The organism is Neptunomonas sp. ABH4_499 (assembly GCF_056160565.1).
The window spans coordinates 200,939-221,151 of the sequence record NZ_JBSWXK010000005.1 but is presented as its reverse complement, the minus strand read 5'-3'; the positions used below and the strand labels follow the sequence as shown (position 1 = coordinate 221,151).

15 protein-coding genes are annotated in these 20,213 nt (G+C 48.2%); 6 read left to right on the top strand and 9 right to left on the bottom strand.

The window, feature by feature from the left end:
* The first annotated feature begins 171 nt into the window (after positions 1-171).
* The 4 genes from acnB to ACXAF9_RS07275 all read left to right on the top strand — a co-directional run bounded on the left by acnB (position 172) and on the right by ACXAF9_RS07275 (position 6,645).
* Positions 172-2,769: a bifunctional aconitate hydratase 2/2-methylisocitrate dehydratase gene (acnB, locus tag ACXAF9_RS07290; RefSeq protein ID WP_475072307.1), complete on the top strand. Its 2,598-nt coding sequence runs from the start codon at positions 172-174 to the stop codon at positions 2,767-2,769.
* 103 nt (positions 2,770-2,872) lie between these two features.
* On the top strand, positions 2,873-3,298 hold the full coding sequence (locus ACXAF9_RS07285) for an immunity protein Imm33 domain-containing protein (protein WP_475072304.1): 426 nt from the start codon (positions 2,873-2,875) through the stop codon (positions 3,296-3,298).
* A gap of 132 nt (positions 3,299-3,430) precedes the next feature.
* A complete protein-coding gene (locus tag ACXAF9_RS07280) occupies positions 3,431-3,847 on the top strand; it encodes an Hsp20 family protein (RefSeq protein WP_475072300.1) in 417 nt (138 codons plus the stop codon).
* Positions 3,848-3,984: 137 nt separating this feature from the next.
* On the top strand, positions 3,985-6,645 hold the full coding sequence (locus ACXAF9_RS07275) for a glycosyltransferase (protein ID WP_475072297.1): 2,661 nt from the start codon (positions 3,985-3,987) through the stop codon (positions 6,643-6,645).
* Here ACXAF9_RS07275 and cobS read toward each other — a convergent pair.
* Positions 6,616-7,365 carry an adenosylcobinamide-GDP ribazoletransferase gene (gene cobS, locus ACXAF9_RS07270; protein ID WP_475072294.1) on the bottom strand — a complete coding sequence of 250 codons (750 nt, stop codon included), beginning with the start codon at positions 7,363-7,365 and terminating at the stop codon, positions 6,616-6,618. The genes ACXAF9_RS07275 and cobS overlap by 30 nt on opposite strands.
* 5 nt (positions 7,366-7,370) lie before the next feature.
* Entirely contained in the window at positions 7,371-7,976 is a 606-nt protein-coding gene (locus ACXAF9_RS07265) for a histidine phosphatase family protein (protein ID WP_475072292.1), read from the bottom strand.
* A gap of 206 nt (positions 7,977-8,182) precedes the next feature.
* On the opposite strand from ACXAF9_RS07265, the gene ACXAF9_RS07260 reads away from it, so the two are divergent.
* Positions 8,183-9,532 (top strand): sigma-54-dependent transcriptional regulator, encoded by a 1,350-nt coding sequence (locus ACXAF9_RS07260; RefSeq protein WP_475072290.1) that lies wholly within the window; start codon positions 8,183-8,185, stop codon positions 9,530-9,532.
* A gap of 27 nt (positions 9,533-9,559) precedes the next feature.
* On the opposite strand, the gene ACXAF9_RS07255 is transcribed toward ACXAF9_RS07260, so the two are convergent.
* The 6 genes from ACXAF9_RS07255 to ACXAF9_RS07230 all read right to left on the bottom strand — a co-directional run bounded on the left by ACXAF9_RS07255 (position 9,560) and on the right by ACXAF9_RS07230 (position 17,832).
* The gene (locus ACXAF9_RS07255; protein WP_475072288.1) at positions 9,560-11,140 is read right to left on the bottom strand and encodes a hypothetical protein; all 1,581 of its coding nucleotides are present in this window, start codon (positions 11,138-11,140) and stop codon (positions 9,560-9,562) included.
* Positions 11,137-12,408, bottom strand: a complete 1,272-nt coding sequence (locus tag ACXAF9_RS07250) for a hypothetical protein (RefSeq protein ID WP_475072286.1) — start codon at positions 12,406-12,408, stop codon at positions 11,137-11,139. The genes ACXAF9_RS07255 and ACXAF9_RS07250 overlap by 4 nt, the downstream gene beginning before the upstream one ends.
* On the bottom strand, positions 12,405-12,998 hold the full coding sequence (locus ACXAF9_RS07245; protein ID WP_475072284.1) for a hypothetical protein: 594 nt from the start codon (positions 12,996-12,998) through the stop codon (positions 12,405-12,407). The genes ACXAF9_RS07250 and ACXAF9_RS07245 overlap by 4 nt, the downstream gene beginning before the upstream one ends.
* Positions 12,999-13,210: 212 nt before the next feature.
* A complete protein-coding gene (locus tag ACXAF9_RS07240; RefSeq protein WP_475072281.1) occupies positions 13,211-13,810 on the bottom strand; it encodes a hypothetical protein in 600 nt (199 codons plus the stop codon).
* Between the two features lie 212 nt (positions 13,811-14,022).
* Positions 14,023-14,895 (bottom strand): DMT family transporter, encoded by an 873-nt coding sequence (locus tag ACXAF9_RS07235; RefSeq protein WP_475072278.1) that lies wholly within the window; start codon positions 14,893-14,895, stop codon positions 14,023-14,025.
* A 33-nt stretch (positions 14,896-14,928) separates the two neighbouring features.
* On the bottom strand, positions 14,929-17,832 hold the full coding sequence (locus ACXAF9_RS07230; protein ID WP_475072276.1) for an insulinase family protein: 2,904 nt from the start codon (positions 17,830-17,832) through the stop codon (positions 14,929-14,931).
* 448 nt (positions 17,833-18,280) lie between these two features.
* Between ACXAF9_RS07230 and ACXAF9_RS07225 the strand changes: the two genes are divergently transcribed.
* Positions 18,281-18,730: a phasin family protein gene (locus ACXAF9_RS07225; RefSeq protein ID WP_475072273.1), complete on the top strand. Its 450-nt coding sequence runs from the start codon at positions 18,281-18,283 to the stop codon at positions 18,728-18,730.
* Between the two features lie 92 nt (positions 18,731-18,822).
* Here the strand turns inward: ACXAF9_RS07225 and ACXAF9_RS07220 are convergent, their stop codons facing one another.
* Positions 18,823-20,076, bottom strand: coding sequence for an FAD-dependent monooxygenase (locus tag ACXAF9_RS07220; RefSeq protein ID WP_475072271.1), 1,254 nt, complete (start codon positions 20,074-20,076; stop codon positions 18,823-18,825).
* Positions 20,077-20,213 lie beyond the last annotated feature (137 nt).

Below are 20,213 nucleotides of genomic sequence, written 5' to 3'. Positions count from 1 at the left end.
TCAGAAGTGTTAGGCACAAAGTCTAAGACTCAAGATTGTCGACAATACTTAACTTTATATCGACTCTTATATATAATTTGTGCGCCATATCAACAAATGAGAGTCAATCTCAAACATCGCCGGCAGGGTGTTGAGCGAAGACCGGCGGGATTAACTGATGAGGGCTATATCGTGCTTGAAGCTTATCGTAAACATGTAGAAGAACGCGCTGAAGAAGGCGTGCCACCAAAACCACTTGATGCTGACCAAACGGCAGCGCTGGTAGAATTATTAAAAAATCCTCCAGCTGGTGAAGAAGAGTTTTTATTAGACCTCATTACCCATCGTGTACCAGCCGGCGTTGACCAAGCGGCATACGTTAAAGCAGGTTTCTTAGCCGCTATCGCTAAAGGCGAAGCGAGCTCCCCACTGATTGATGCCAAGAAAGCGGTTGAGCTTTTAGGCACCATGTTAGGTGGTTATAACATCGAACCATTGATCAGCGCTCTGGACAATGCAGAGCTTGCGCCGATTGCTGTTAAAGCATTGTCGCACACATTGCTGATGTTTGATGCGTTCTATGACGTTAAAGACAAAGCCGATGCAGGTAACGAGTCTGCTAAGCAAGTTATGCAATCTTGGGCTGACGCTGAATGGTTCACGTCTAAGCCACAAGTCGCTGAGAAAATCACCGTTACTGTCTTTAAAGTACCTGGTGAAACCAACACGGACGATCTGTCCCCTGCTCCTGATGCATTTACCCGTCCTGATATTCCATTGCACGCAAACGCAATGCTTAAAATGGAACGTGAAGGCATCGAGCCAATCAAACCGGGTTCAGTTGGTCCTTTGACTCAAATCGAAGAAGTCAAAGCCAAAGGTTTCCCGGTTGCTTACGTTGGTGACGTTGTAGGTACGGGTTCTTCTCGTAAATCTGCAACCAACTCTGTGTTGTGGTTCTTCGGTGATGACATCCCTTACGTACCTAACAAGCGTGCTGGCGGTTACTGCTTCGGCGGTAAAATTGCTCCTATCTTCTACAACACAATGGAAGATGCGGGCGCACTGCCTATCGAAATGGACGTAGACAAAATGAACATGGGTGACGTAGTCGACGTATACCCGTACGAAGGTAAAGCCGTTAATCATGAAACCGGCGAAGTCCTTTGTGAATTTGGTCTAAAAACCCCTGTCCTGCTTGACGAAGTACGTGCAGGCGGCCGTATCCCTCTGATCATCGGTCGTGGTTTGACGTCTAAAGCGCGTGAAGCGCTGGGTCTGCCTGAAACTGATCTGTTCAAAAAACCTGAGCAGCCAGTTGATACTGGTAAAGGCTTCACACTGGCTCAGAAAATGGTTGGTAAAGCGTGTGGTGTTGAGGGTATCCGCCCTGGCACTTACTGCGAGCCTAAGATGACCACAGTGGGTTCTCAGGATACGACTGGTCCTATGACACGTGACGAGTTGAAAGACTTGGCGTGCCTAGGCTTCTCTGCTGATCTGACCATGCAGTCATTCTGTCACACCTCTGCTTATCCTAAGCCTGTAGACGTTCAAACTCACCACACACTACCTGATTTCATCATGAACCGTGGCGGTGTTTCTCTGCGTCCTGGTGACGGTGTAATCCACTCGTGGTTGAACCGTATGTTGTTGCCTGACACCGTAGGTACAGGTGGTGACTCCCATACACGTTTCCCTATCGGTATCTCCTTCCCGGCAGGTTCTGGTTTGGTGGCGTTCGCAGCCGCTACAGGGGTAATGCCTCTGGATATGCCTGAATCGGTTCTGGTTCGCTTTAAAGGTAAGCGTAACCCTGGTATCACTCTTCGTGACCTGGTACACGCGATTCCTTACGCAGCCATCCAAGAAGGTCTTCTGACGGTTGAGAAAGCCGGTAAGAAGAACATCTTCTCTGGTCGCGTATTGGAAATCGAAGGCCTTGATGACCTAACGGTTGAGCAAGCGTTCGAATTGTCGGATGCATCAGCAGAGCGTTCTGCAGCGGGTTGTACTATCACTCTGGGTGAAGACTCTGTTGCTGAATACCTGCGCTCTAACATCGTCATGCTTAAGTGGATGATCGCTGAAGGTTACGGCGATGTACGTACCATCGAGCGTCGTATCAAAGGCATGGAAGAATGGCTGGCAAACCCAAGCTTGATGCGTGCTGATGCCGATGCTGAATACGCAGCGGTTATCGAGATCGACCTTGCTGAGATCAAAGAGCCAATCCTGTGTGCACCGAACGATCCAGACGACGCTCGTCTGCTGTCTACTGTACAAGGTGAGAAGATCGACGAAGTCTTCATCGGTTCTTGTATGACCAACATTGGTCACTTCCGTGCAGCGGGTAAATTGCTGGATGCAGCAGGCCAAGCGATCCCTACACGCATGTGGGTTGCGCCACCAACTAAGATGGACGCAGCGCAACTGTCGGACGAAGGTTACTACAACATCTTCGGTAAGGCCGGTGCTCGTATGGAGATGCCGGGTTGCTCTCTGTGTATGGGTAACCAAGCACGTGTTGCTGATAAGTCTACGGTTGTATCGACGTCGACTCGTAACTTCCCTAACCGTCTGGGTAACGGCGCTAACGTTTACTTGGCTTCTGCAGAACTGGCTTCTGTTGCAGCGGTAACCGGTAAACTGCCTACCGTTGATGAGTACATGGAATACGCGTCTAAGATCGACAGCATGGCGGGTGAAATCTACCGCTACCTGAACTTCGATCAAATGGAAAACTACACGGCTAAGGCAGCTACAGTGATCCCAACGGTTGAAGCGTAAGTTTTAACCGTATGAAAAACCCGTCTTCGGACGGGTTTTTTCGTTTATAATACCCCCCGTTTTAAAGACCTTTGTTGAATAGAGTTACCCAAGAGAGATTCGTATGAGCTCACCTGAAATGGATACGCCAAAATCACCCGCCAACGAGCAAAATCAAACCAAAAATGGTTTTTTAGCTTTGGTGTCTAAAATGGCATTTGATGAGAAGCTGCCGGTTCGTTTCATGTTTAAGACAGTACCTGAACACCTCAACGATACCGGTTGGCGCATGTATACAGGTTATGAGTCAGAAGAGTATCTGGAAAACGAATTAGCTAATATGGTGCCCGTCCCCGTCGAGAAAATGGTTCGTATTGATCCATCGATAAAAGAACTGGTCACCTTCAACGCCGGCACTGTCTGGGAACGCACCCCAGAAAGCGATGGTTGGGAGCGTGTTTACGACTTTAAAATCCCGGCGCCAAGTGTTGATGTCGAAATCACCAATGATATCGACCGCTTTAATTACGAACACTCAGCAGACGATTAATCGTTAACGGCCCCTTGAATTTTATTTTTCGCACCTCATAAAAGTATGTGTAGCCGGGGCTCAATGGAGACTGGCTACTGACTTACATGCTGTAAGTCTTAACCATATTGCTTACAATTGAGGATATGAACTATGCGTAATTTTGACCTTACCCCACTTTACCGTTCCGCCATTGGTTTTGACCGCCTTGCCAACATGATTGATACCGCAAGCCGTGCCGAACAACAGCCTTCTTACCCACCTTACAACATCGAACTTTTGGGTGAGAATGAGTACCGTCTCACGATGGCGATTGCTGGCTTCTCTAAAGACGAGCTCGACATTCAGTCAGAGTCAGGCAGCCTAACCATTAAAGGCTCCAAAGCCCAAGAAGACACCGAGCGTACCTATCTGTATCAAGGCATTGCTGGTCGAAACTTCGAGCGACGTTTCCAACTAGCAGACCATGTTAAAGTGGTGAAAGCGAACCTTGAAAACGGCCTGCTTCACGTGGATTTAGTACGAGAAATCCCGGAAGCGATGAAGCCTCGCCAAATCGAGATTGCTTAACCACTTAACAAATAGTGCTTTAAAAAGGGAGTTTAGGCTCCCTTTTTGCGTTATGACGGTTTAATTTCATCGCTGTCACATAAACGACAAATGCAGCTTTTATCGTAGCCTCATTGTTACATTAAGAGCACGTTGTTATGAGCACTTTCCTACCGTCTGATTTCTATCGTTCCATTCGCCAAGATTATGAGCGTTTTTTAGAAACCGAGCAGCTGAAATCCCCCGTGAAAGATCGCATTAAGATTGATCTTCACTGTCACGATCATAACAGCGATGTGCCTGATGAATTATGGGGCCGCTTATTACGACTGCCTGAAACTTGGTTAAAAACCAAAGACCTTGTTAAAGCCTTACATCGATCAAATGTCGATCTGATCACCATCACAAACCATAACAACGCCCGTTCCTGCTGGGATTTAATGGATAAAGGCCATGATGTACTCGCCGGTGCTGAGTTTACGTGTCACTTCCCCAATAACCCGCTCAGCATTCATGTACTCACCTATGGGTTTACGCCTAAACAAGAGCCCATTTTAAATCGCTTACGGTACGATATATTTGCATTTGCACGTTACTGCCATGAATACAAGTTACCGACGGTTCTGCCCCACCCGCTTTACTTCTACAGCCATAAGACACAGCCAACCACCGAAGTGCTTGAGCTGTTTGCTGTTCTGTTTAATCGCTTTGAAGTCCTAAACGGTCAACGGGGTTACTGGCAAAATCAGCTTACTCGAAAGTGGGTAGAAAGCCTGGATCAAGAAACCCTTCTTGAGTACGCCAAAAAACATGATTTAAACCCGTATGATTTTAATGATCAGCCGTTTCGTAAATCCATGACAGGCGGCTCCGATGATCACAACGGCATTTTTGCTGGTCGTACTGGGACGTATTTGGATATTCCGAATCTTGCTGAGCGTCGTAAAACGGAGCGTTTAGCCGACCTTGCTCTCGAAGCACTGCACAATCAAGCAACACACCCCTATGGAGAGGTCGGTGAAGAGGAAAAGCTAACCGTCACCTTTTTAGATTACTTTGCTCAGGTCGCCATCAACATGGAAGACCCTGGGCTTGTGCGCTTGATGCTTCACAAAGGGGATCTTAAGGATAAGCTTTGGTGCCTTGGCATCAGTAACGCCATGCAAGAGCTTCGCCGGCATAAATACACACTCACCTTCTTAAAGACCTTTCATGAAGCACTGTCAGGCGAGAAGCCCGCTTTGCTGACTGAACTGGGTGTCTCTAAGCCGTTTAAACCCGTTTTAAAGTCGGTAAAAGCGATTGCGAAAACCCAGCGTAAAGAGCCCGAGCAGTTTTTAAATGTGATCCGCCAATCTGTCCCGGACATCTTTACAACCGTCACACAGCTGTTTTTTGACCGGTTGAACGATCACCTCCAAGGCTCGATGGCCGATGTCAGCTTAAACAGCGTCGATGATTGGATTAAACACTTTGAGGTGCCTACGCATTTTAGATCCATGGTGGCACCGCTTGCTCAACACAACGTAAGTTACAACGATAAAAAACAGATGACCAAGCTCAATGTGGGCAAGCTCTTGGACGAGCTGACCTTCCCGGCGTTGGCTTGCTCTGTTTTGGTAGGAGCTTCGTTTGCGGCCAGCCAAGTGATCTACTCCAATCGCGCTTTTTTGAATGATCTTGCCAACCAACTGGAGACGGCCCAGCACCCGGAGCGGATCTTGTGGCTCACAGATTCCTTTTGTGATCGTAATGGTGTGTCTTCGTTTTTGAAAACCGCGCTTAAAGCGATTCAAAAAAACGATTACCCCATCGATATACTGACCTGCCATCCATCGTTAGCACCAGAAGATCATCTGGTGGTGTTACGCCCTGTCAGCGAATGTAAGGTTAAGCGATTTGAAGATCAGACATTCCATATACCGGACATTTTGACGCTCCAGCGCGTTTTCGAACAAGGCGGGTATGATCGAATCATCTGCTCAACGGAATTCTTTATGGGGGCGTATGCGCTGTTTTTGAGCAAAGCCTTCACGGTCCCCGCTTACTTCTATATGCACACCGATTGGATGGAGTTTATCGATAAAACCACCCATCTCAACCAGCATGAGACGGATCGCATTCGAAGACTGTTGCGCGCGTACTACCAGCAATTTGAAGGGGTGTTTACGTTAAACAACGATCATCGGGATTGGTTGATCAGTCAAGATATGGGACTCGACCCACAAAGCGTGTATATGACATCGCATTGGGTTGAACCTTCCGATGCTGAGATTCATCTATCCCAACATCGCGAGAGACGCGTGCTGAAATTACTTTATGCCGGGCGAATCAGCGAAGAGAAAGGCGTTTTCGATCTACCCGAAATCATGGAACGGATTTGGGATCAGTACCCCGATGCCGAGCTTACTGTGGCAGGGAGCGGCCCTGCACGCGAGAGCCTGAGCATCTTAATGCCTAAAGCCAAATTTACCGGCTGGTTGGATCAGGATGCCTTAAATGAGCAGTATCAATCGGCTGATCTGCTCTTACTGCCCTCTCGGTTTGATACGTTCGGCTGCGTCGTACTTGAGGCGCTAAATCACGGCTTGCCCGTCATCGCCTTTGATGAGAAAGGGCCTAAGGAGATCATTCTTGATCAAGAATGCGGCTATCTGGTTGATGATCCTGCCCAAATGGCTGAAAGGGCCATCGAGTATATGAACCAGCCTGACGCTCATTACCCGATGAAACTTGCCGCCCTTAAGCGAGCGCTTGAATTTTCTGCAGAGCCGATTTTGGAAAAACTGTTAGCCGATACTGGCATAAACATAGAATAAAGCGGCAAGCTCAGTAAACTCGATGGTTGCACCGATGGTATCGCCGGTGCAGCCGTTTAAACGACGCATCATCATGTATCGAAGCCCCAAGACGGTTATCGCAAGCGTTAAAAATACCCCCCACGAGCCAACGACCAACAGAGTGATCAAAACAGCCACAACCAGTGCCCAAACGACATGCGATAAACCCACTTGGTTGGCCCAGACTGTGGCAATCCCTTTTTCGCTGACATAAGGTGTATTCGCCATTAAAACGACCGCACAACTGCGAGCCAGCACCGGTATCACTATGAGCCAAAGTGCCGCGCCCTCTACCAAAAGCACACCCACTAAAGCGATCTTTAAGCTGACTAGGCTCATAAGAGTGATCACACCCGTCACACCAATGTGGGGGTCTTTCATAATGTCAAAAGTACGCGTCTTACTGCCAAGGCCACCCATCCAGCCATCAGCGGCATCGGCTACACCATCTAAGTGCAAGCCGCCTGTCAGCCAAACCCAGATCAGTGTAATGATAAGCCCATTCACCCACAGGTAACTTTGGGGTAACACTGCTTGAACGCCGTACAAAATGATTCCTAGAAACACACCTACGAATGGGTAGGCGTATACCGCACGTACAGGCGAACGCTCATCCCACACTATGGCCTTTAATAGCGGAATTGGCAGTAGCGTTAGGAATTGAAGTGCGACCCAAAAGGCCTGAAAAACGTGTTTCACCAGTATCAATCCAAGGTAAAGGGGTGGAGTGACCCGTGTTCAACGGGGATTTGCCACATTTTATCAAATGACCAACCATGCTGGAGGCACCTAAGCGCTTTAATCACTCCACCGTGCGTGATTACAATGGGTTTATGCCCATGATGAATGTGGTGTGCTATCTCATCTAATCCTTTTTTCAGTCGTTCAGAAAACAGTGCAAGTGTTTCGCCATTAGGTGGCGGGTATTTAACCGGGTCTGCCCAAAAGGCCTCTAGACGTATCTTATCGGTTTCTAAGATGGCCGCCGCTGTGCGGCCATCCCACTCGCCAAAATCAAACTCCTGAAGGCGTGGTTCGACATAACAATTGATCTTGAGTGACTGAGCCAATACTTTAGCAAACTGATGGCAGCGTGCCAGCGGCGAGGTAATGATCAGATCACCAAACACGGAATCCACCTGTTGCGTCGAACGAACATCCTCACAACCAAAGGCATTCGACATCTGACGCCAGCCCTTCTCTGTCAGTGTGGCATCGGTACGACCAAGATAGCATTGGCCGGCCGTTGTTTCCCCATGACGAAGCGCAACCCAATCAACAGTCTGTTGTTGGATATCATTGATGGCCATAATTTTCCTATAAAAAGCAAGGACTTCTGTCCGGTTGTATAGAACATCATTCTAGAGACAGCGTATCGTAGGATCAATTCAAAAATAGCATAGCGACGATTCATTTTCTTACCGACAATACGATGGTATCCCGAATAATAGGGATTACCCCAAAGTAAAAATCGGCCTATGGTGGCTACTCTCTTTTTCAAACAAAAGTCTTAAACATGCATAACAGGATGTGGTGCAAAGGCTCTCATACGCATTTAGCGAAACGAGTAGCCGAACTGAACGACGCCGTAGCCAAATACGGTATTGAATCTTCCATGGACGCTCAGAACGATGTACCGACAATATGGTTTGCTGACACCCTAAACATTGAGGACTTACCCAAATTCAACAACCCGTTTGTACCGAACATACTGATTCTGGACTGCAAAGAAGCGTTGATTCCCAACCCAGAGTGGTTGTCCTATTTCAGTGATATCTTAATTTGGAAGTCACCCGACTTGGTGGCTGAGAAAATCGCCAGCCGCTTTAAAAGGATCAACACCATTCAGCATGCCGTTGAGCGATGTCCCTTAAGGCAACTGCTAACAGGCTGCAGCCCAATATGGCAAAAGGCGCTCTATGATTTATCGGAAGCCGCTCTTTTTTCTGATGCGCCGATTCTGATCACTGGCGAAAACGGCACCGGTAAAGAGCTGGCAGCACAGTGGATACAGTCGATATCCCATTTGCAGAATGTGAACGCAAAAGAACTGACCACCGTGGATTGCACTCAGTTCAATCGTGAGCTGATGGGGTCAGAACTCTTTGGGCATGTGAAAGGGGCATTTACAGGTGCGATTCATCAACGAGAAGGGGCCATTCACAAAGCCCATAATGGCGCTTTATTCTTAGATGAAATTGGCGAAATCCCTCTTGAGCTTCAACCGGCCCTACTTCGTGTATTACAAGAAGGCACTTACAAACCCGTTGGTGCCAATGAATGGAAACGCGCTCAGTTTCGTTTAATCAGTGCTACGAACCGAGATTTAGATCAAGAACAAACCGAGCATAGATTCCGCTCGGACCTCTTTTACCGTATCAACGGATGGCACTGCCATTTACCCTCTTTAAGTGAGCGCGTATCAGACATCATTCCATTAGCTACGGGTTTTCTAAGGGAGCAGTTAGGCCGTTTAGTCACACTGGATGATTGGGTCAAAAGCTATCTATTAAACCGCTGTTATCCTGGTAACATCCGTGAGCTAAAACATCTGTGCACGCGGATTGCTAACCGTTACAGTGGCGCAGGTGAAATCAGTTTAATGGATCTCCCCCTACAGGACATGGATTTGACGCCCCCTTTTCACGGGATGGATCAATCATTAAACGATGTTGTGAGTCTAGCCATTCACTCGGGGATCGATCTTAAACAACTGCAGCAAAAGCTGAATGATTGTGCCAAATCGGTTGCGATCGATCACAGCAAAGGCAATCTTCAAGAAGCTGCAAAGTTACTGGGCATTCATGAGCGAACGCTTCAAATGCATCAAGCCAAACAACATAAAGGGGCAACGGTATCTCGTTAGCCCCTTAAACTGACTTTGAGTTTGACACTAAGCGCCTGCACGTTGCGGGTAGATCAAATCCGAAGGGTTCGCGGACAATTTAGCGTCTTTATCGCTTAAGATATCAACGCCGGTTACGGCACGATAAGCATGCAAATAACCTTGGATCTCTTCGCGCCAATAGGTAGCCCATTGCCCCGCAAACTGGCTGCTGTTCACATTAGTCCAGTTCATGTAACGAATACTGACCAAAAGTTGCTCACCTGCTGTAGCCAAGGTTAAAAAGTGCTGCATCGCAATCACCGGCCAGCCTTGGATGCGCTTCATATGATCGACGCGGTCCATCCAGCCTTGGGACTGCGGCACCATGAGCCTGCCGTTTAAGAATTCACGCATCTCTGGACGCGCCATCACCCATTGGGTCATCAGCATCTCCTTACGAGCTACCGTGGGCAAATCCCCAAATTGGTTATGCGCGCCTTCTGCCAATCGAATGTGCACATCATAGATGGCATTCTTAAGCGGGAAAGGGTCTGCACTTACGTTAAAGTCATCACTTTGACGGTGGTAGTCCGCGGCTGTTTTCAAAAGCTTATGAAACTCTTCTAAAAACTGACTTCGACTGTCTGCGGTGTGCAAGTCTGGAACTGCTGTTCCATTGAGTTGAATACCGTAATGATGATCATATTCATACGCGCGGCGAACTAGGCTTAAGCGTTTCCCTTCACTTTGGATAAACCCCCAAATTAAGTTGTTTAACGGGCGAAGAGGATCAATGGTGAGATGCGTTAAAGGATCTGGACCATTCACCGTGCTTTTGCGGTTTTGAAAGCGAAGTGCAATCCGATTAAACGCCTGCATTAACAGGCTCTCTTCCATCCAATAAGACCAGATCAGTTCAATTGGGCAAAATAGAATCGGCTTTAATCGTTGGGCACCGGTATGGAGTCTCGATTGGAAGTGACACGTTTCGTCCTCTTGGCTCTCTATTGTCCAGTCAGGAAGTTTCTCTTTCGCGACCTCTTCCATCATGTTAAAACCGGAAGGTGCGCTGTCACTTAGACGCTCATACATGAACTGATCCGTCATGCGCTCTAAAAGCCCGTACGCATTTACACCGTGCTGGTCAAATTGGGATTGGGTTGATCGACATTGATCGTTGCTTAGATTCTCGTCTAAGAAATCGGTATACGCCGTAAATGAGATGCCAGTACATCGTGAACGCACCTGATCCCAGATTTTATTCTCTTCATCACTTAATTCGACGTTGGACACCAAAGCTACTTTTTGAAAAGCCTCTTTCGATATGGCTGAGTCCTCTTTCTCAATTGCAGAGACTTCGGTCACTTGAGCCTTAGCTTCAACCTTCAGTAACCCGTCATCCATATACATCTGCTGAGCCATGGGGTACACACGACCTTCCCGTATTAACGCCAAATCAAGCTTACCGCTATTTTGATTGGGTATTTCAAACCAACCGTTTTGATCCGTCTCAACCTCGATCGGTTCGAGTATCGGTCCTGCAACGCCCTTAAATTGGAGTTGAATAATCCCATTGCTGATCGGCTTGTCGGTGTGATCCAGTGCTTGAGCCATCATCGCTTTAGGATTGGTTTTACGCTGAGTCATAGCAATTCTCCTTGTTGCGTTCGACGTGTGTTGCGAACAACCTGCGCCGGATTTCCGTTAAGTGCCCAGTGCTGCAAAAGCCTGTGCACCCAAAGGGTTTCAGTTTCACTGTTGATGACTCCATCGGATCGGGCTTGGCCGATAACCGACAGCGCCTTCGTTGGGCTGAGTTTGAAAAGCGCATCAACCAGGTCCGATTGACGCTTAATCCACCCCCTGAGTTGATGTGGAGTCCGTGCACGGTAACTTGAATGCTCAATGAGAGGCGGTTCACGCCTATCAGTCGACAGCATCAAAATGGTCTGAACAAACTGAGGCATGTCGGCCAGTAAAGCACGATAGAAGGCTTGGTCATTGCTTTGTCGAAGCGGGTACCTAAGCAACCAGCTGCTTCTTAGTGCTTGCCACTGAGGATCAGGGAAAAGCTGCTCACCCACCTCAAAACTCAGCATCATTCGAATCCACGGGATAGGATGCGGCTGATTTCCGTGCGGTCGATACACCATGCTGTTGGGCAAGCTCAAGACAGACATCAACCCAAGTGTTGCGGCTACGCCAAGCCTTGACAGCGCCCAGATATCCGACAGAATTTCAGATCGCCACTGCAACCAGGTATTAAGGTTGGTTGAGTGCGCCATTCGGGTCTTGAGCAGTTGCTCAGATCGGCTTAAAAGCCCCAAATCATGTGAGGCTTGATGCCCCACTTCATGAAATAAAGAGCCCGCAATACCTATGCCCACCATCCGCTCCCTAGGAATGCGCACCATCGCCACTGGGTTTTCACCGCCCCCGGGTAAACGAGTACGAGTCCTTCGGATTGCAGCGCCTAAACCTCTATCAAGATAGGTCATCAGTTCCGCTCTTGGCCGTTTGTCCGGATACCAAAGTGCATCGTTCGCCGCGACATCCAAACCACTTAACCAAAGATCATGCGTTTGTTCGGTTCGCTGGGTTAGGCCATCTGCGAAGATGTCGAACTGCTCTAACACTTGATTGAACAAGAGCTTTAGGCGCACACACTCTCGTTGCTGCTGATCAAGGGACATAGGGCTAAGAGCAAATTCGGTCTTTATTGCGTCAAGCTTTGAGGCTAAAGAGCGTTTTTGCTCTAACATGTAGCGATCGATTCGTTCCAACACCGCTTTGCTTGGCTGCGCAGCAACCGTCATCGGTATCAACAGCTTAAAGGGACGAAGTCGATCAAGGCGTGCGCCTAAGGCGTCTAATTCATCCCTAAGAAGCCGTTCCGACAAGGCGTGACTGCTCACTGTGCTGCCCCTTTAAGAACAACATCGCCATTTTTTAAACGGTACCAACGCCCCTTTGGCGTCGACTTTAAATGGTGCGCAAGCGACTGACCCAATAAGGCTTGTGCCTGCTTTGAAGACCGAATGCTGTTGTTGCGTTTGATGGTGTTGAGCGTTTGATCTACCGCTTTTACGATTTTTTCCGCGGTTTCGTAATCCAGTTCACCGTTTGAGCCTGGTGGTAACTGCTTTCGGTTTCTATTCCGAAATTCGGTATATTTTCCTTTTGCATAGTCATACGATGGCTCTATGTAGTCATAGGCTTCTGCCAACGAAGAGCCCAATGTCCCAAATATGGGTTGACCGGTCGCCGTGGCTACCGCTTTACCAATCGTTGGCAGAACACCTTTGGTGACCTCATCAATTCTACGTTTTTGATCTTCTGAAACGGTGCGGCCTATCTGTCTAGCGCCCCACTGAACCAGACGACCAAGTGCATAATCTAACTCCCCTTGCACGGATGCGCGCATTAACATCTCAGTCGCTTTTTTTTGCTCATTCGGATTTAAATAGTAATGGTCATCCGATGAGATTCGATTTAAAGCATGCATGATTATCTTCCTATGGTTCGTTTATTGAGCTAAAGACCCCTTTAATAACCAGGCGATCTTCCTGCTTAACCCAGCGCCCCTCCTTGCCATTCGTTTTAGAATTTTCATTAGGCATGGAGTCCTTTGGTAAATTTTGCTCTTGGCGTGGAGGGGGTGTTTTGGGTGGCTCCCCTCCTAAATCAACATCGTGCATGGCGAGCCCTCCATTCCAGTTAAAGACCAACGACCACTAAATCATCACCTTTTCGATACCAAACACCTTTTTTGCGTGAGGAGCGACCTTTAACAATCGGAAGAGCCGCTTGCTTAACGGCCATAACGACCGCTTTTTGTGGTGGCATACGGCGTTCAAGTTGTGGGAGCTTTTGTGCAGAGGCTTGGGCTAAGCGAACCACGGTTTTAGCGGTTTCATAATCCAGCTCATCATCGAATTCCATCTCAAGATTTTTCGCAACAGCGCTGGCTAACTGACCACCGATCGCACCGCCAATACCTGGGGCCACCAAGTTGCCGACCACGCCACCAACAGTCGGAAGAGCCGCTTTTGCGACACCTTTCAATGTGCCTAATAACGCCTTACCGGTTTTAGAGCGAACAAACTTAGATGCACCTTTGATCAGCTTTGAAAAGAAGTAATCAAGCTCTTCATCAGTGCTCAACTCCAATAGTTCTTGCGCAAGTGCCTCGACAGAATCATCTGAGTAGCCACTTTCGTAATCGAGCTCGTCATCGAACTCAAAATCCAATTCATCCTCCATAAAGCCGATTTCGTAATCAGAAGAGGAAAATTCGCGATCGTATGGGTTATTCATGGGTCAAATCCTTTGTTATGAGTTAAAAACAAAGGAGTAATAGCGAAAGCTATGCCAATCAGATTTAATTCAATAAGATCAACAGGCTACTGATGATTCGATCTAAGATTGACCAAAAGACAAGGCAGGAAGACGAAACCGATTTCGCTTTTGTGAAGCGATTTTCAGTAAAAGCGAAATGGATATCGTTGGAAGGAAAAGATTGTACGAACTTATTGGTGTTGAACGGGCTTGCGACTTGGCGAGAGATAAGCCGTCAGCAACCCTGCCGCCAAGATCAGAGCAATACCGACCCAAGTGTGCAGCTCAAGAGTCTCGCCCCATAGCCACCAACCTAACAGCGTAGCAAACACAATCGAGCCATAGGTGAACGGCCCTAATTGGCCTGCAGGTGCAAAGCGATAACCGTGACTTAGAAGTAATTGAGCAATGGTTGATGTACCGGCAAGTGAGAACAACCACGCCCACTGAACCCAGCTAGGGGTTGTCCAGACCAATAATGCCGGGATAGCTGCAAGCAATGTACTGAAAAGTGCAAAGTAAAACACAATGACTTGAGAGCTTTCGGATACCGTCATCCGACGAATCACCACTTTTGCAAAAGCCCCAAGCATGGCACCGAATAAGGCAATCAAAACTGCATGGTTGATGGAGCCCTCGTGGGGGTTAAGCACCGCATACACACCGGCAAACCCAATCACAATGGCCAGTTTTGCCGACCAATGCACCCGCTCCCCGAGCCACCAAAAGGCAAACAGCGGCACAAAAAAAGGCGCGGTTTGTTTCAATAAGGCGGCTTGAGCAAGCGGCAGATTTGCCCATGCGTAATAAAGGCAACTCATGGCAGACACACCCACAAGCGCACGTAAGAAATGAAAATGCAGTAGTTGAGTTCGGGTGACTTTAAGCCCTTTACGGATCAACCAAGGGAGTAAAACCACCAACGCAAACAAGTTGCGAAACAGCACGATGACCTCCGTTGAAAGGTCTGTGCTGATCTGTTTGATGATAACGCCAGAGAGCACAAGGAAGAGTTCTGATGCCAGAATCAATCCTGCGCCCCGAATGAACATCGATTGGGACACGCCCGTGCTCCCTGTATAGGCGAAAAGGCGCGATTACAGCGCCTGTATTTCGAATTCGTCGGCCAAGGCTTTGGCTTTTTCGACGCTGGTCACCGCCGTTAAGCTGGCTTCCTTATCCAGAAGGTAGGTTTTAGCAACACGCTTCAGGTCATCGATGGATACGCTAAGAATACGTTGACGGAAGGCGCGACGCTGCTCGGCCGTGCGGCCAAACAAGGCGCTGTGATACGCGCCTTTCGCCTCACCCGCAGGAGATGCAGGCTTATCAATCGAACTAACAACCCCCAAAATCGCCTCTTCTAGACGTGAGTCATCGTGTTCTGTATTGAGCAGCCACTCGATGGAGCGGTCAAACTCGACAAAGGTTTCGGCCAGACGTGGGTCACGGTACGAGAAGAAACGGAAGACCGCATCACCACTGTCTTGCCCTGCGCCAGAGCCATAGGCCCCGCCTTTTTCACGGATGGCACGGTGCAGATAACCATTGCGTAAGAAATCGCCTAAGACAGTTAATGCCGCCGCATCCTCATGATCAACCGGTACGGTTGGGATCGCTTTTGCACAGAAGCTGACTTGCGTACTGGTTGTCCAAAGCTGTTTTACTGCCTTACGTGTGTTCGGTAAGGCCAACGGCGCAGTTTCAGCAGCATCGTGATGCCAAGTAGCGGTCAAAGGCTCGATTAACTGATCCTTGATTTCTGGCTCACCCACCAACAAGAAGCGACGTGGTGCGTCTTTGATTTTTTGGTGGATGGTTTTTAGGGTACCGGATAAGGCCGCTAACGCTTGATCATCTTCCAGTTGCTTATCCAGTTTCTTGATAAAGCGAATGCTTTCAAGACCGCGCGTTTTATGGGTCAGTTGCGCGACAGGGCTGTAACCTGCCGTCGCGGCCATAATCGCCATGCTGTGGCCTTGGCCAGTAATGCCCTGCTCTTTGCGGCTACGCTGCTGAGATACCAGTTCACGGATGCGAGACGTTTCATCAAAACGTGCTTCGTTCAAGGTCTCTGATAACGCTTTCGTCAGTTCACCTTGGTTCTTCGCCAATGCTTTACCCGATACCACAAAATACGCTTTTACATTTTGCTCATCATCGGTAGCGCCGCGCATCGTGCTGTAAGCGCTGATACCGCCCGTTACGGCCGCATGATACTGTTGATTCTCTTGGTAGCTACGATCAGCACAGCCAAGCTCGCTCATACAGATACTAAAGAGCGGCAACAGTTGCTGCTCTTCATCGGTTAAATCAGGCAGATCCACAATCACCTGCTGGTATACAAGGCCGTTCGTGCCTTGGCCATACCAATCCAGTGTTTGGCCGTTCAGGTTTGACCATTCGCTTTGTGGGATATGCATCTCGGTAGGTACGTCATCCAACGTCACTTTCGGCAAAATGGACTCATCGTCTTCTTGCATCTGACGCGCTTCAAGCGCCGCGGCTTGGTCGATGACCGCCTGCACTTCACTGTCAGATAGACCAGTCTTGATGGCAGCCAGACGCGCTTTTTCATCAGCGTCTTTACGGGCCGACATTTGATTATCTGGGCTTAGAGTCACACGAACACGGTGGGTGTTATTCAGTAAAAGCTCTCGTACCATGGCAGGGATGAAATCAGGGTCTTTGATCTCTTCGCGAAGCTCTTCAATGGCTGGGTCCATATTCAACAAGGCAATCGCATCACCGCGATGAATCGCAGGCGAAATCGACGCCATAATCAAGTTCAAACCATACGGGTAGCCATCACCACTGATTTCACGTTGGGTCAGCTCCAACTGGTGAAGCTGAGCTTCAACCATGGATTGATCCACGCCTTCATCAGCAACTTTCTGTAGGGTTTCAAGCACCAGAGTTTCAAACGCCGCAGCGTGTTCTGGGTCACTGCCTTGCAAACCACACATAAAGGACATTTGACGATTAGAATCCTCAAGTCCACACAGAGGTGACGGCGCACTGCCAAGCTCGCTTGACTCCAAGGCATAACGCAATGGGCTTGCGCTGTTATCCAGCAACACACGCGACAGTAAATGCGCTTTTAACTGAGCTTTCAAGTCAATGGATTGACCCATTAACCACGCCAGTACGTGGTGGGTTTTCTCCCTGGTATCCTCTTCATCCAGCGCGTAAGACTCTTCGACTCGCACCGGCGCAAAGTAGCGTTTTTCATCAGGTACTTCGATGTACTCATCCAGTTTTTCGAAACGCGACAAGGCTTGCTCTTCGAAGCGAGTTTGTAGCTCTTCAACAGGGATGTTACCAAAAGTCATGAACACCGCATTGGTCGGGTGATAATGAGATTTATAAAACTCGAGCAGATCTTCGTAGGACAGATCGGTTATCGCTTCAGGATCACCGCCGCTGTTAAAATGATACGTCACCGTCGGGAACAAGTACTTGGTGACGGTTTGCCACAAGGTAGAGGTTGGCGAGCTCATCGCCCCTTTCATTTCGTTAAAGACCACCCCTTTAAACACCAGATCAGACTCTGGGTTATTGGCCTCTTCAAACTCTACTCGGTGACCTTCTTGGGCAAAGTCTAACGGGTCCAAACGAGAGAAGAAGGTCGCATCCAGATAGACATCCAATAGATTAAAGAAATCTTTTTTGTTTTGGCTGGCAAATGGGTAAGCCGTCCAATCGGAACTGGTAAAGGCGTTCATGAAGGTATTTAAAGAACGGCGCGTCATCATGAAGAATGGGTCACGTACCGGATACTTCTCACTGCCGCACAAGGCCGTATGTTCCAAAATATGCGCAACACCGGTTGAATCCATCGGTACAGTTCGAAACGCCACCAAAAAGACGTTTTCATCTTGTTCGGCAGCAATATGGTAGTGCATAGCACCGGTTGCTGTGTGGCGATATTCGCTCACATCAATGTTCAAAGATTCAATCGGGGTACTTCTTACAAATTCAAACGCGCAATGACCTGACATAAAACATCCTTAGATTCGATGGAGCAAAACGAAAAAAACTACCGCTCGACACCGTGTCACTAAAATTTCAACTTTACTCGATTGTAACGATTCGGCTATTAAATCCCAACCATTCTTCGCGAGTAACGCCGCATATTGATCATCATTTATCACACTGAGTTCTGTCCTATAAGGATTTCAAATCAGTCACATAGCGCAAATTTATCGAACAGCCCTTTATTTACCCTTCCAAGATACTTGTGTTAAAGCCTTCTAAGTGCTGATATTGACCTAGATCCATTGATGGAAAGCCTGTATGAATTTTGGCCAACTTTAGTCGTGACATGGATTGACTTTTTATTGTGCAATGCACAAAAATGACATTGACAGGCTAGTTCTGGCTGTCTAGTATTTGAACAAATGTTGCAGTGCAACAAACTATAAAATGCTGCTGACCGAGGACTCAAAAATGTACGAAGATATTTTGAAAGACATGCAGGAAAAAATGAAACCTGTAACGGAAATGGCTGAGATTAATAAGGATACCGCTGAGAAGCTGATCTCCCTACAATCTGAATACATGACAGACCTTTTCAATACAGGCATTGCGCAAATGAAAGCGCTGGGTGAAGTCAAAGAACCTAAGACGGCTCTGGAGATGCAAGTTAAGTATTTCAAAGAAATCGAAGCGAAAATGACGGACACCGCCGAAAAAGAACTGGCCGCAATCAGCTCTGCTAAAGAGAAACTGACGGACATCATCGAGAAAAGCATGTTCGACATGAGCGAAGCGCCGATGATGACTGAGATGACCAAGTTCATGAAAACCGCACAGGAAAAGATGGAAGAAGCTGCTAAAGCCTTTACTCCTGAGCCACCAAAGAAAACGACTCGCTCAACTAAGGCAGCAGCAGCTTAATGAGCGCTCTGATAGCAGGTCTCCCAACCTGCTATTTCTGTGGTTTATGAAGCCGTTAAACCCATTTTCCTGGGGGCATTTTGCCCCCTTTTTTACGCCTGTTTGGGCTTGGCTAATTCAGGTAAATCGGGCGCTAGGCCTACTTTATTAGCAAACGGTATCTCTGCCCCCGGGATCCCCATCGCAAAAGCCATCACTCGGTTTTTGATAGGCCCTGATTTACCCGCAAGCTTTAAGCCTGCATTTCGTACCCATTTAAGTGGCGTATGGTCATTGCTGAACATCCGATAGAAGAAGTCCATCGTTTGCATCATCACCAGATTGTGCGGCCGACGACGTTTTTCGTAACGGCCAAGTACGTTAGTGTCCCACAGGGTTTCACCTAATTGGCGCGCTTTTATCAACTCCTCGGCGAGCACCGCGGCATCTAGAAGACCAATATTGACCCCTTGGCCCGCTAACGGATTAATCATGTGCGCCGAATCACCGATCAGTACCACCCCGTCCTTGCAATACTGCTGGGCATGTTGGCGTCTTAGCGGGAAGCTTCCGTGATTAATGACACGTTTTATGCGACCAAGCTCCGATGGGAAAGCCGATTGGATCGTTTGCAACAACGCATCATTATCTAAGGTTTCAAGGGCGGCGATGGTATTGGGGTGGTCATACCAGACAAGGGAGCCAAATGGACCACACAGTGGTAAAAATGCTTTCGGGCCATTGGGTGTAAATTGCTGCCAAGTGATGTCCTGCTGCGGATAATCCGTCTCAACACCAATAACAAACGCATGCTGCTCGTAATCCCAACGATGAACCCCGATCCCACACTCGGTACGAATGTTAGAATCCCCACCATCGGCCGCAATCAAGAGTTCAGCAACCAAGGACTCACCACTATCAAGCTCAACCACCGATGCCCCTGGCGAGTAATCGACCCGAACCACTTTCGTGGGTGCGATGAAGCGAATATTAGACGCTTGTTTTAAGCGCTCGGTGAGGGCTGCTTGAATCACTGGGTTTTCGACAATGTGACCTAGTGCATCAAAGCCTAAATCCTGCGCATTAAACAATGTTGAGGAAGACACCGAATCAGACTCCCAGACTTGCATCCGCGCGTAGGGGCATGCACGACGTGACGTTATGCCTTGCCAAGCCCCAACGTTTTTAAGGATCGCTTCAGACGCTTGGCTAAGCGCAGATACGCGAAGGTCGCTGGGTTTGGATGAATCAAACGGGAGCAACACGGAGGATTCCACAACCACAACGTTTAAAGGGCTGTCGGCTAGAGCACAGGCTAATGTCGCGCCTACCATGCCCCCGCCAATGATCAGTACGTCTATTGTCACAACTTTCCTTCCCCGAGAGATTAACCACGAGAAGTATACCGAATCCAGATCAGCTTTTAAGTGAACAAACCCTGTTTAAAATCAACAAATCCTATGCAAGCGCTAAAAATATCAATACATTAGAGAAAAAGGAGTCC

Coding starts and splice junctions, on each gene's coding strand:
- ACXAF9_RS07285 (WP_475072304.1), top strand. CDS start 2,873: ATGAGCTCACCTGAAATGGATACGCCAAAATCACCCGCCAACGAGCAA.
- ACXAF9_RS07280 (WP_475072300.1), top strand. CDS start 3,431: ATGCGTAATTTTGACCTTACCCCACTTTACCGTTCCGCCATTGGTTTT.
- ACXAF9_RS07275 (WP_475072297.1), top strand. CDS start 3,985: ATGAGCACTTTCCTACCGTCTGATTTCTATCGTTCCATTCGCCAAGAT.
- ACXAF9_RS07265 (WP_475072292.1), bottom strand. CDS start 7,976: ATGGCCATCAATGATATCCAACAACAGACTGTTGATTGGGTTGCGCTT.
- ACXAF9_RS07260 (WP_475072290.1), top strand. CDS start 8,183: ATGCATAACAGGATGTGGTGCAAAGGCTCTCATACGCATTTAGCGAAA.
- ACXAF9_RS07255 (WP_475072288.1), bottom strand. CDS start 11,140: ATGACTCAGCGTAAAACCAATCCTAAAGCGATGATGGCTCAAGCACTG.
- ACXAF9_RS07245 (WP_475072284.1), bottom strand. CDS start 12,998: ATGCATGCTTTAAATCGAATCTCATCGGATGACCATTACTATTTAAAT.
- ACXAF9_RS07240 (WP_475072281.1), bottom strand. CDS start 13,810: ATGAATAACCCATACGATCGCGAATTTTCCTCTTCTGATTACGAAATC.
- ACXAF9_RS07230 (WP_475072276.1), bottom strand. CDS start 17,832: ATGTCAGGTCATTGCGCGTTTGAATTTGTAAGAAGTACCCCGATTGAA.
- ACXAF9_RS07225 (WP_475072273.1), top strand. CDS start 18,281: ATGTACGAAGATATTTTGAAAGACATGCAGGAAAAAATGAAACCTGTA.